Source organism: Limnohabitans sp. MMS-10A-192, assembly GCF_003063335.1.
GTDB lineage: Bacteria > Pseudomonadota > Gammaproteobacteria > Burkholderiales > Burkholderiaceae_C > Limnohabitans_A.
In genome coordinates this window covers 1-11,977 of the sequence record NZ_NERX01000001.1, presented here as the reverse complement: position 1 = coordinate 11,977, position 11,977 = coordinate 1, and the positions used below count along the sequence as shown (strand labels likewise).

The following is an 11,977-nucleotide window of genomic DNA, read 5'->3' as shown; positions in this document are numbered from 1 at the left end:
AGGCAGAGCTCGGGCTGTTTTACAGTGGACTGCAAACAGGTGTGTATTCATGGCTTCAGATTAGCAGATGGCTGCGAGCAGACCTGTCACCGATTGAACCCCAGCATTTCACAAGGAAAATTTTCATGAGCATCGATTTCAAAGGCCGTGTGGCCATCGTCACAGGCGCAGGCGGCGGGCTGGGCAAGCAACACGCGCTGGCGCTCGCCGCCCGTGGGGCCAAAGTGGTCGTGAACGATCTGGGCGGCGATGTGCATGGTGTGGGCGGCTCGGTGTCCGCTGCGCAGGCCGTGGTGGATGAAATCCGCGCCGCTGGTGGCGAAGCCATCGTCAATGGCGCATCGGTGACCGATTTTGAAGCCGTGCAGGCCATGGTCCAGCAGGCCATGGACACCTGGGGCCGGGTCGACATTTTGGTCAACAACGCCGGCATCTTGCGCGACAAGAGCTTTGCCAAGATGGATTTGGCCGATTTCCGTCTGGTGGTCGATGTGCACTTGATGGGTGCCGTGCATTGTTCCAAGGCCGTTTGGCCCATCATGCAGGCGCAAAACTATGGACGCATCGTGATGACCACCTCGTCCAGCGGCCTGTACGGCAATTTTGGCCAGGCCAACTATGGCGCGGCCAAGATGGCTTTGGCCGGTCTGATGCAGACCTTGTCGATCGAAGGAGAGAAGAACAACATCCGCGTCAACTGCTTGGCCCCTACCGCTGCCACGCGCATGACCGAAGGCCTGATGCCCGAGGCGGTGCTCAAAGCCCTGGAGCCACAGGCCGTGGTGCCCGCCATGCTGGTCATGGCCAGCGAGCAAGCGCCCAACCGCACCATCATCTGCGCCGGTGCCGGCAGCTTTGAAGTGGCCCACATCACCCTGACCCAGGGCGTGCACCTGGGCCTGACCCCTGACACGCCCGAGCGCCTGGCTGCCGCCTTGGCCCAGGTGACCGATCGTCAAGGAGAGACCGTCCCGCTGTCGGGTTCTGCGCAAGGCACGCTGGAAGTGGGCAAGGCGATGGTTGCGCACGGCGGTTAACGCTTTTCGTCAAAAGTCAGCCGATGCGGCTGGCCACGAACTTGGCAATGCTGGCGATGTCCATCGGCTTGTAAAGCACCTCGATGTCCAGTTGTTTGAACAAGGTCAGGTGTTGAGGTGCTGTGTCGGCCGTCACGATGCAAGCGGGAATGGATTGGTTGAATTCTTCCCTCAGTTGTTCGATGAAATAGATGCCGTCCTTGTCGCCCAGTCGGTAATCGGAAAGGATGAAGTCCAGCTTTGGGATGGTCATCAGGGCACTCGTGAATTCAGCCTCATCGTGCGGGATGGGATGCACCACATACCCTTGACCGACGAAAAACTCGATGTAGGCATACATCAGAGCACTGTCATTTTCGAGAATGCCCAGGTGCATGGTTTCGGTCGAGTCCATGGACGAGGCCTGTGGCAATGCGAGTGGGGCAGCCGCGGGTGGTGTGGCACTGTCAATCAATCCCGTGATCTCGAAATTGGTGTGGACACTGAAAACCGTCCCTTTGTCTTTCTCGGTTTGAACCGATACCGTGCCACCGGTTCTGTGCAGGATGCGGCTGACAATCGACAGGCCCAAGCCCAGACCGTCGTGTTGTGGACGAGAGCGTTGTGATCGGAAAAACTCCTTGTAGATGAATGGCAAATCCTCTTCGGGAATGCCGCAGCCCGTGTCTGCCACGGTCAAAACCAGCTTGCCCTGTTCATCGCTGAAATTGACCGTGATGCCGCCTCTGGTGGTGTACTGAATGGCGTTGGACAGCAGGTTGATCAGCACTTGGCTCAGGAGGTTGGCGTCGCCATAAACCTGAAAGTGCTCATGGTTGAACCGCAGGTCCAACTTCTTCTCGACAGCCAGCTGCTGAAAGGCTGGAATCAAGTCATCCAGCATGGCGTCCAATTCAAAGGTGGCATAAGCCGTGTCCAGTTTGGAGTCGAGTTTGCTGATGTCCAGCAGGGTGTTGAACATTTTGTTGAGCACCGTGATGCTGGAGCGCATTTTCAGGAAAATCGACTTTTCGACCTCCTTGAGGTTGTTCAAGTTGAGCAGTTCAATGAAGATGTTGATGGCTTGCATCGGCTGGCGAAGGTCGTGGCTGGCGGTGGCGATGAATTCTGATTTGGCGATGTTCGCGGCCACAGAGACATTCTTTTCTTGCACCAATTGGTCGAACAACTTCTCGTTTTTGAATCGCAGCGCAATCGACTTTTCCCAAGACTTGGAAAAGAAAAATCCCATCTTGAGGGCGAGGTAAAAGTTGACCAATGAGCCGATCGCGATGGGCCAAATGATGAATTGACTGTGAACGATGATGAACAGCAGTTCCGTGATCTTCAGGGGCAGTGCGAAACTGAAAAACGTTTGCCAATGCACGCAGTAGCCCACCATGCCCACAAACAGCACGGTCAATGAGATGACTTGGTAAATCAGGTAATTGACGGGGTCCATGCCCGGGACCAGCATCAGCCAACCCAAGCCCCAAACCGAGGTCACGATGCCCACGGCCCAGTTCAATTTAACGAAATTTTTGTGTGCGTCATCATCGAGTCGGATGGAGCGAACCAGGAAAATTCTGATCAGTACGGCCACAGCCATCAGTCCTAGCCAGATGTGGAAGTTATTTCCCAGATCAACGCTGTCGAACAAGGGAATGCAAAGCAAGGGGGCAATGACGGTGGCAGGGGTCGATGTTTTGGCGAACCCATGCATGTAGCGGATTTTTTCAAGCGCCACTTGCTGGACTTGGCGCAAATCCATCGGCTCGGACGATGCTGACTGTTCTTCGAAGAAAGACATGCTGGTGATCACGCGTGTGGGATTCACCGCTCCATGGCCCAGCCTCTCCAAGCTCAAATGGATTCAGGAATCGAAGGAATGGGCGTTGTCAGTAAATTGCTTTTTTGCGCCTTCAAGACCGCTTGCGTCCGATTGAAGACGCGCAACTCTTTGAAGATCTGATTGATGTGGATCTTGATGGTCTGTTCCTTGATGTCCAAATAGTCCGCAATCACTTTGTTAGGGTGGCCCAGGGCAATGAGCTGCAGGACTTCCAATTGGCGTTGGGTCAACCGGTACGCTTGAGGCTCGACTTCTTTGGGCAAGACTTTCAAGCTTGGGCTTGCATCGAGCAAAGATTTGATTTTGCCGATGATGCGGTCAGAGGTGTTGTTTTTGGACAGGAAAAGCGTTGCGCCAGCGGCTACTGCCCGGGGCTCCCAAGCGTTCTCATCGAGGCCGGAGACCGCAATCACATGGGCAACGTTGTGCTTGGTTTTAAAGACTTTGATCGAGGCCACACCACTGAGCCCCGGCATCAAGATGTCCAGCAAGATGATCCACTGTTTATGGCCATGGTCCAGGATCTCGAGCCCCTCGGCAGCGCTGCTGGCGCCAAGCACTTCAATTTCTTGGGCCTGGAACTCCTGCGTCAAGCGTTCAACCAGTGCTTCTCTGTAAATCGGATGATCGTCGATGATCAGCAGGGATTGGAAAGGCTGGACGTCCATGTTGCTGATCATCTTACAACTCCACCCCAGCCCATCGCAATAAAACTTAGGTTCAAAGCGCCAAACTGCCACCATCCGCCTGGCTGTCAATGGTCATTGATGATCTCGGCCAGTTTCGTGCAAACACGGACGAACATGGTCCGTGGCGTGGCCCGTGTGCTGACGGTACCTTTGCCTGCTGGTCCTTCGTAGTCGTAGAACGGGTACGTTTGGCCATCAACGACTTTGCTGTAATAAAACATTCGGTAGGACTCCCCGTTATGGCAATTCCCGGAGAAAACGAACTCGTTTTCGTCCTCACCGAGTACAGGAACTTTTTGGGCTGACACCGGAGAAAGGGAGGTTGATAAAAAAATCGAAAGGCTTGCTGCTGAAATAAAGGCTATGCCGATGGTGAATGCACGGCTGAACGAGTTGGTTTTCATGACGCTTGTGTTGAATCCGGTGCAGCGCAGTGTTACGAATTGAGGGATTTTTGTGAATACGAAAATAGATCTATGTCCAAAGTTTTAGATCTGTAGTTCGGTGTCCATTTGGCCTTCAACTGCAAATACATTCGAGCATGACCGTGTCATTTGTGGGCGTCCTAAGATGACGCAATCAAGGAACGGTTACCTCCATTCAGAATCGACGGAAGCCACCAGGTGATTGAAAAAATCCCACCCATGTCGCCAGCTTCTTCCATGACTTGGTGCATCTTTTTGTACTGATCGCTAGTCGATGTGCCTTCGCTCCAAACCGTCCTTCATGATGAGCAAACTGGTCACCCTCAGCTGATCGAGATCAGTCCTTCAAACTGATCTTTTTGCCAAATAATTCATATGAAATCGGAATGGGTTTGTCGGTCTTGATCAAACTTGTTGGGGTCCCTGGCTTGATCGTTTTGAAGGGCAGGAACTCCTCATGCCCGCCAATGTTCGACTAGACAATTTGCTCATGGTTGCCCGCCTGAACCAAGAAAGGGCTGCCATCATGGCAAAAGCCTGTCTTTGGCTATATGCCGATGGTGCAGATCAGATCCAACCCTGCCGCCAGACACTGTCGTCTTGCAATTCACGCCAACCAATTACCTGCACCGCCTTGGAAAACACCGCTTCGATTTCTACCCGCTCAATCGGATCCGTGGGCTGATCGGGTTGAATCACCCGGCTGACCAAGAAGTGCTTTTGCTTGGCGATGGGCTGGACGGCGGTCCATTTGCTCAGTAAAAGTTTTTTGGGATTGAGAGGGTTCATGGCTGTCGAGTGTATTGGGGTATGCATTTCGAGAACCTCGGTCAATGCAGTTGCCGTTCCGTTCAATGCGCTTGAAATAATGCCAGGTGATGGAGAAGCGCAAAGTCAGTTGTGTGGCCTGAACGTCAAGTTGGCGGCATGTCAAACAGCTTTTTCAGATAGCGGCCCGCACCATCGGCAGCACCCGAGTCCGGATGCTTCAAGCAATGCGCATTCACGTCGATGATGGCGGGTTCATGGGCCTTGGGATCGTCGTTGTATTTGTCCTCTTTGCTTTTATGAAGACCTTTCAGCGTCAAACTCAGCGGTGCCAAAAAGGCATTCGTCCATGCACGCTTTTCAGCGTAACCAAGGCCCTGCCATGACTGGCAAGAATGGTCACCAAACAAGCTGGCCCCAAGGGCAGTTTGGCCCGACATGACCAGGACAAAAAAGCCCGCCATGAAGCCAGTCCGATATTGAAAAGAGGGCAAAGTGAGATTCATTCCCTGACTGTATGCCGACTTTCAATCGGTATTCTTGGAATGGTCAAGGCGTGTTCTTGACCTCACGCGCCACCGCCTCCGCCAACTCAATCACCGCCATCGCGTAGTAACTGCTCCAGTTTTAAGCGTATCAAAGTATTAAAAAACAGGTGTTTATAACGTGCCGAAGGGTGCCTGACACCGTCCGTAGTAGCTTCATCAAAGTGTTGTGAAATCGTGTTCGATCTTGCCATTGTGGAGTGCAGGGCGTTCCAGCCTAGTCAGTTCAAGTGTTCCAGTCCCTGTGCCATTCGCCTGCCATTGTGTTTTCGCATTTGTAGCTAACCTTTCGGTGTGCTACTTTTTATGGGCGGCGAATGGCTTGGGCCGTGGCACAAGCGTAAAGACTTTTGACGCTGGGCAGTGGCTTGATCACGGCAGTGTGCTGGACCGTTTTCGAGCCTGTGGGGCAGCGTGCCCCACGCTGTGCCGCCAGGTTAGCTACAAATCGCAAATGCTGGTTGCCCTGACCGCGCGGCCGAAACTACGCTTGTGGCTATGCAGGATTTGGCACAGCACGCAGCAGCAAACGACACCCAGTATCTCCCGCCACGACACCGCACACTGCCCATTCTTGCGTCCATCACACCTATTGCCAACTACCCCTCAAAGCTTCGCATCTTCTTGACCATGGCCAGTAGGTATTGGCAAGTGCGATGTTTTCTTAAGGGAAGGACCTACACACAAAGCTTGAAGACCACGAACAAGGCAGCGGCCATCAGTCAGGCCAAACAGTTCTTCCATATCAAAACGGCAGAGTTGTATGCGGATCGGCTTGAGGTTCGTGATGACAAGAGCCCCAAGTTTGCCGACCTTCTGCCAGCTGTCTTGCAGGGTTTGCAAGCAAGGGTTAAACGAGGCGAGTTTGCTGCGGCCAATATCCCCATCTTTTTGCAACGGATGCACAACAGCATCCTGCCTTACTTTGGTGACATGAGCATGGACCAAATTGGCTACAAGGAGTTGTCGGCCTTTATGGAGATGATGAGCAATCGGGACTTGACTGCAACAACAGTCCATCAGCACATGGTGGCCATACGCAAGGTCTTTGCACACGCACACGGCAACAACATCATCCAGAACTTGCCCAAGTTCCCTGTGATCAAGGTCTCCGACAAGCCGCGTGGCAGTTTTACATTGGCTGAATACCGTGACCTTGTGCGTTTGGCTCGGCAGCGGATTGGCGAACCTGTGCCCCAAGTGTTCTCCAAGAAATACCGCAGCAGCCGTGAGATATTGGACCGTCATGGTCACATCAATGCGGACTTGCATTGGCTTATCCGCTTCATGGTCAATGGCTTCATGAGGCCCGGTGACATCAAGTTCCTCAAGCACAAGCATGTGAGCATCGTTCGCGGTAAGCACATCTACTTGAGATTGAACTTGCCCGAGACCAAGAAGCACGACAAACCCATAGTGACGCTGCAGCCAGCGGTGTTTGTTTATGAACGTTTGTTAGCCAAGCAAAAGGCAGATGGTTATGGCAAACCCGATGACTATGTGTTTCTGCCAGAGTTGCAGGACAGGAAGTGGTTGTTGGTGGCCTACGGCTGGCAGTTTATGTATTTGCAAAGCTTGGCGGGCATTGAGGCCAATGCGGCCAATGGTCAAACCCGCACGATCTACAGCTTGCGGCACACGGCCATGACATTCCGGCTGTTGTATGGCGGCAAGATTGACCTGCTGACCTTGGCACGTAATGCTCGCACTTCGGTGGAGATGATTGAACGCTTCTACGCTAGCAACTTGACTGCCGAGATGAACATTGACTTGCTGCAGGGCAAGCGGACTTGATGGATTGGGGAATGAAGATTGTGGATGTCGTTTTAAGCGTCAATCCATGTGTCGATTGCCTTGACGCTTGGGGTGCTTGCTTAAAGAAAGGACGGGTGGGGTTGGAACTCTCAAAATGAGACTTTGCAAGCCCTACAAGCTGCTTTCAGGCCTGCCAGCACCCAGTACCAGCGAGGTGGTGCGATCTCGCACTGTAGGGCTGATTTGAGTGCTGCATGCAACAGTTTAAAAACATACTTTGGGTCGATTAGCGGCGATTGCGTCTGCCGCCGTAATCGGCTTGCCCACTGTTGCCGATGTATCCGCCGATGGCCGCACCACCAATTGTTCCAAGCGCACTTCCCCCCGTAAGCACAGACCCAGCAATGCCACCAACGGCTGCACCGGCAGCTGTATTTTGCTGACGGTGTGTCATCCCTGCGCAGCCAGTAAGGCCGATTGAAGTGACGATTGCAGCCAAGAGAGTCAGGCGCTGGATGTTGTTCTTGTTCATGGTGTTTTCCTATTGATAGCAGGTGGGCACTGTATCAATGAAGAATTGCGCTGTCTGTTTCAAAGCGTGACGACAGCGCTAGCTAGCGCAGTTGATCAGCAGTGGGCGGGTGTGTTCGCCATCGCATCAGCCAGGAACACGCCGTAACGGGTAATGCACGCTATGTCCTAAACGTATTCCACCTTCTAGCTGTGAAGTGTCAACCCGCACATCACTTCTGATTGATGCACGATGGATATGGAGCCTGCTCATTGGGCACTCGGTCACATGCCTTGATGGGACTCAATACCTTCAACCTTTCAATCCATTTTTCTCCATCGAGGATAGGTAATGGCGACGGGGTTGCACGCTCGGCCCACTGAATGGTGTAGTAATCATTTGAGCCCTTTACCGCAAGTACCATTGCAATTTCACTGCGGGCAGGTTCAGTGGGTACGGTGCCACAACCGACCAAAGCGACAAAAGCTTCGTGTCCGCTAATTTTTAAGGTTCCGAAAGAGCGCGCCGCAAAGCTGGATGGACAGGTGCGCTGAAATCCTGAGGCAACGAACTCAACGAAACGCTGTGGCGTGAGCGCTTGATTGGTCGACAGGCCTTTTGCGCCACTCAACGTCACCATCTGAGTCCACTTTTCGACTGTTTCTCCTTCAAGAACATATTCCTGCATGTAGCTCGAACCAGTATTCTTGGCAAATGCTGGTTTGAAGCCAGGTGGGTAGGAGAACATGACGATTTGGCTATAGACGGGAGTTGCCACAGTGACTGAATGCCCTTGCGTTGCCAAGTCGCTGATGCTTGCTTCGGGCGCCTGCGCCTGGCTAGAGGTCGCAAGGAAAACTGCGGTCAATGCTAAGAGCAGCGATGCGTGGAGCGCAATTGACGTCAATTTTTTCCCATGAGTTGGAAGTTTGTGTTCTTGCATTTTTATTTTGGCGGGTTCAATGGTGACTTGCTGCGATGTAGCTGACTAGACATCGTAGCCATTGCCCAACAAACCGCCACTCCCATTTACAGGAGTATTACGGCATGCATGCATGCAGTGCACAGGGCCGATTCAGATTTAGATGTAGGGAGCTACTATTTTTGGTAGTTGTCTTTGATTCCAATCTGCCAAAATCGTGACGCTCCCCATGCGATGCATCGCAGTTGCTGAGTGTAGGATTGATCAGGAGATAGCACATGGCTAAATGGCAGGATGACCTTTATTCATTAGCGCTCTCGGAAGGCTCTGAGCAAGAGATCTTTAACCGGGTGGCACTACTTTCGCAGGATCTAGGGTTTGACTACTGTGCTTACGGACTGCAAATGCCCATACCGGTTAGTAGCCCCAAGGTGTTCATGGTCAACAATTATCCGGATGCATGGCGCCAACAATACGCGAAAGCTGAGTATCTAGCTATTGATCCCACAGTTCGCCATGGCCAGTTTTCCATGAGCCCCATTGCTTGGTCTGCTCGGGACCAAAAAGGATACCGAGAATTCTGGGCCGATGCGATTGGCCACAACATCAGCCATGGATGGTGCCAGTCTGCATTCACACCTACGGGCATTGGTGGCTTGCTTACTTTGTCCAGATCTAGCGAACCCATCACTGTGAATGAACTTACTCACAAGGAAACCCAGCTACGTTGGTTGGTCAGCGTGACGCACGAGTCCATGGCGCAAAGACAAGTTGGTCGTTTGAACAACTTGAAGCCGGTTCAGTTGTCCGCACGCGAATCCGAAATCTTGCGCTGGACAGCCGATGGCAAATCTGCTCAAGAGATTGCCGATATTCTGCACGTCACCAAGCACACGGTGGAATTCCATATCAAGAATGCCGTTAATAAGCTTCAGGCCGCGAACAAGACCTCGGCCGTAGTCAAAGCCATGGTGCTTGGTTTGCTAGGCTGATAAACGGCCTAATTTGGAGATGCTCATCTGTCACGAGTCCAACTAAACGAAAACGTCCATTGCGTGCCTTCGACCTCTATCAAAGGTGTGTGCAAGACAAGCCAATCTCCATCAATTTCGTATCTACGTACCTGTGGATGACCTTCCCAATTCGGCATTCGGCACACCTCGACATGATGAGTAATAACCCCCGAACTTGAATCGATCTCAAATCGTCCAGCATACGCCTCGAGGTTCTCGAATGCCGCTTTAACTTCCTCGGACGATCCTTCGAAGGGGCGTGGTGATCGAAATCTAGGCCTATTCGGTTGAGACATAACCACAGCCATTTGGCCGCTTTGATCGTAAAAAAGCTTGCCCAGTGGACTCTCACCCCAAGGCTTGAGCTCTTGTCCATCTTTATCACGAGCCACAAATGACCTCAAATTCCAAATCCCCACGAGCTGTGACACCATTAAATATTCCATCTCATCTTTAATGATTTTTTTCAACATTTTGCGACTGCCATAAATTTATGAAATTGAAGATGTCTTTGAATTTAATCGCTTCGACATTGAATGAAAATTACCAAAAATAGTAGATTCGAAGTTTGTATATGAGTGTCGCCGTCCAGTGTGGTGTGGGCGTCAGCTGGATTTGAGCAAGATATTTTGCAGTTTGGCACGATTAGATTGGGCAATCAATACTCCCCAGTCAGCATCAGCACCCAATGCTCTCCATCCCAGCAGGCATATAAGACCTGTTGGGGTGCAGGGAAATCGGTGTATGGGATGGCCTGCTTGCGATGCACGCGGCCATTCCCATCCTCAAGTGTCAGCACAGCAGCGTCAGACTGCACCACAAGCCTGACCAGAACAAACCAATCTGCCGTGCCCAGCTGTACAAGGTGACTGATCGCAGCATCCAGCAGCCAGTAGCAGCCAACGTTTTCGGCGAGGTATTTCACGCCATCCGTAATCAGGAACTTTGGCGCAATGCGGTAGTAGCGTTCGGTGCCCGTAAATTGGGCAAGTGCGGCAGGATCAAAGTTGCTCATTCCGCCGCTCCCTTTGCAGCCATAACGGCCAGTTCAGATTGGCTTTGTGCCAGCAGGTCAATTCTCAAGTTCGGCTGTATGTTGCAGACCAAATGGTTGATCGCCCAGTTCATGGCTTGTGCACGATCACGGTCGTTCTCGGCTGCAGTCAACTTTTCCGCATAGCACTCCATGTCATACATTGAGCGTTGCAGCTGGTTGATCGCTGCTTGCAGGCGTTCCTGTGCTTTTTCACGAGCATAGTTCGCTTCGATTGCCGGTATTTCGGCCTGTGTGTTCGTGTCCATTGCTGTGTCCTTTCTGTTGCGTATGGACACAGTGTGTTTTCAGAATGGCCATCTGGGCAACCGATAGCCCGATACCTTGGCGGGATACCGAAAACAAGCCCTACAGCCGGTGATGAACGGTCTCGGATAGCCTCAAGCACAGAAGAAATATTGGCTTGGTTGTAGGGCTGGATTGAAAGGTTACGCACTGTAAAAAGCTGGTGGATAAAAGCTAAAACCGTCCGACAGCCAAAGCTGTGCAGACGGTCTTGGTAGCAAGTTGCTAGTTATTTGGAAATGCTTGCAACATATTCACTTTTTGCGAACTTATCCAAAGCTTTCTTATGACGGAGCAAGAATGCCTTCCAATCCTGCTCATGAAATGCGTCTTTCACAATATCCAGGATCTCGAGCAAGCTCGCTGGTGCCAACTCATTCTTAGCGTCAGAGATGACAGCTTCATTTGCAGATTGGATGGCGTCCAGGTACACCCAAACATTGTGATTGACCAGCAAATGACGGCTGATCTCGTCAAAATGACGGTCAGAATTGTGAGTACCACGGACGTTCAGGTGCCCCATGCTCATGCGCTTGCCAATTGGAGACTCCTTGTACTTGAACGGATGTCCACCGTTCACGTAACGGAAATCTTGAACAGATTTGTCCGCCGCGATTGTCCAGTTCGATTCATCAACACCCAGCAATGGTGGCACGCATGCACTGTCATATTTGGCGGCATGTTGAAACGGGCTGCTGCTGTCGAATGTGACACGCAAGTTACGGTTCTTTGTGCTCAGCTGTTGCTGGATAGCTGACAAGACAACGCTCCATTTCAAGCCAGAAACACCGAGCAAGTGCAGGACTTCGCAGTCAGGTGCAAATGCCCCTTCATCACGCATCATCAATGTCGTGTACAACAATTGATACAGTCCCCCACGAGTTCCAGCACCACCGGCCAAAGCCCACCCTTTGAACTTGTAGCCCTTCACCGCATTCCACCAGTCTTCGATAGCCTTGATATCCAGACCATGGATCACATTGATCCATTTGGTATGGCCTTGGCAGTAGAAGTTTGGCATTCCCCCAAATCAGTAGACACTTTTCATAGCGCAGTTTGACGCTGGCGCTCGAACTCATGGGGGCTGAGTTGATCGAGATGCTTGTGGCGTCGCACTCGATTGTAGAAACCCTCGATGTAAT

15 protein-coding genes are annotated in these 11,977 nt (G+C 52.0%); 3 read left to right on the top strand and 12 right to left on the bottom strand.

What is annotated here, in order from left to right:
• Window positions 1–125: 125 nt before the first annotated feature.
• Complete coding sequence (locus B9Z43_RS00065) at window positions 126–1,037, top strand: SDR family NAD(P)-dependent oxidoreductase (protein ID WP_108322151.1); 912 nt, start codon at window positions 126–128, stop codon at window positions 1,035–1,037.
• A 16-nt stretch (window positions 1,038–1,053) separates the two neighbouring features.
• Here B9Z43_RS00065 and B9Z43_RS00060 read toward each other — a convergent pair whose 3' ends face one another.
• The 6 genes from B9Z43_RS00060 to B9Z43_RS16965 form a co-directional block, all read right to left on the bottom strand.
• Window positions 1,054–2,826, bottom strand: coding sequence for a hybrid sensor histidine kinase/response regulator (locus B9Z43_RS00060; RefSeq protein ID WP_146183878.1), 1,773 nt, complete (start codon window positions 2,824–2,826; stop codon window positions 1,054–1,056).
• Between the two features lie 53 nt (window positions 2,827–2,879).
• Complete coding sequence (locus B9Z43_RS00055) at window positions 2,880–3,548, bottom strand: response regulator transcription factor (RefSeq protein WP_158270037.1); 669 nt, start codon at window positions 3,546–3,548, stop codon at window positions 2,880–2,882.
• A 74-nt stretch (window positions 3,549–3,622) separates the two neighbouring features.
• Window positions 3,623–3,961, bottom strand: a complete 339-nt coding sequence (locus B9Z43_RS16970) for a hypothetical protein (RefSeq protein WP_146183877.1) — start codon at window positions 3,959–3,961, stop codon at window positions 3,623–3,625.
• 588 nt (window positions 3,962–4,549) lie between these two features.
• Complete coding sequence (locus B9Z43_RS00050) at window positions 4,550–4,771, bottom strand: TIGR02450 family Trp-rich protein (protein ID WP_108322148.1); 222 nt, start codon at window positions 4,769–4,771, stop codon at window positions 4,550–4,552.
• Between the two features lie 125 nt (window positions 4,772–4,896).
• Window positions 4,897–5,214, bottom strand: a complete 318-nt coding sequence (locus B9Z43_RS00045) for a hypothetical protein (RefSeq protein ID WP_108322147.1) — start codon at window positions 5,212–5,214, stop codon at window positions 4,897–4,899.
• A gap of 687 nt (window positions 5,215–5,901) precedes the next feature.
• A complete protein-coding gene (locus B9Z43_RS16965) occupies window positions 5,902–6,201 on the bottom strand; it encodes a hypothetical protein (RefSeq protein WP_146186065.1) in 300 nt (99 codons plus the stop codon).
• Between the two features lie 27 nt (window positions 6,202–6,228).
• Between B9Z43_RS16965 and B9Z43_RS00040 the strand changes: the two genes are divergently transcribed.
• Entirely contained in the window at window positions 6,229–7,089 is an 861-nt protein-coding gene (locus tag B9Z43_RS00040) for a hypothetical protein (RefSeq protein ID WP_158270036.1), read from the top strand.
• A gap of 247 nt (window positions 7,090–7,336) precedes the next feature.
• Here the strand turns inward: B9Z43_RS00040 and B9Z43_RS00035 are convergent, their stop codons facing one another.
• Together B9Z43_RS00035 and B9Z43_RS00030 are read right to left on the bottom strand one after the other, a co-directional pair.
• Complete coding sequence (locus B9Z43_RS00035; protein ID WP_108322145.1) at window positions 7,337–7,582, bottom strand: glycine zipper 2TM domain-containing protein; 246 nt, start codon at window positions 7,580–7,582, stop codon at window positions 7,337–7,339.
• 211 nt (window positions 7,583–7,793) lie between these two features.
• Window positions 7,794–8,504, bottom strand: a complete 711-nt coding sequence (locus B9Z43_RS00030; RefSeq protein ID WP_108322144.1) for a hypothetical protein — start codon at window positions 8,502–8,504, stop codon at window positions 7,794–7,796.
• Window positions 8,505–8,761: 257 nt separating this feature from the next.
• Between B9Z43_RS00030 and B9Z43_RS00025 the strand changes: the two genes are divergently transcribed.
• Complete coding sequence (locus B9Z43_RS00025) at window positions 8,762–9,475, top strand: autoinducer binding domain-containing protein (protein ID WP_108322143.1); 714 nt, start codon at window positions 8,762–8,764, stop codon at window positions 9,473–9,475.
• 23 nt (window positions 9,476–9,498) lie between these two features.
• On the opposite strand, the gene B9Z43_RS00020 is transcribed toward B9Z43_RS00025, so the two are convergent.
• The 4 genes from B9Z43_RS00020 to B9Z43_RS00005 form a co-directional block, all read right to left on the bottom strand.
• On the bottom strand, window positions 9,499–9,969 hold the full coding sequence (locus B9Z43_RS00020; protein WP_108322142.1) for a lipocalin-like domain-containing protein: 471 nt from the start codon (window positions 9,967–9,969) through the stop codon (window positions 9,499–9,501).
• 185 nt (window positions 9,970–10,154) lie between these two features.
• On the bottom strand, window positions 10,155–10,511 hold the full coding sequence (locus B9Z43_RS00015; RefSeq protein WP_108322141.1) for a DUF6876 family protein: 357 nt from the start codon (window positions 10,509–10,511) through the stop codon (window positions 10,155–10,157).
• Window positions 10,508–10,798 (bottom strand): hypothetical protein, encoded by a 291-nt coding sequence (locus B9Z43_RS00010; protein ID WP_108322140.1) that lies wholly within the window; start codon window positions 10,796–10,798, stop codon window positions 10,508–10,510. Before B9Z43_RS00010 ends, B9Z43_RS00015 begins: the two co-directional genes overlap by 4 nt.
• A gap of 266 nt (window positions 10,799–11,064) precedes the next feature.
• Window positions 11,065–11,856 (bottom strand): hypothetical protein, encoded by a 792-nt coding sequence (locus B9Z43_RS00005; protein ID WP_108322139.1) that lies wholly within the window; start codon window positions 11,854–11,856, stop codon window positions 11,065–11,067.
• Window positions 11,857–11,977: the final 121 nt, after the last annotated feature.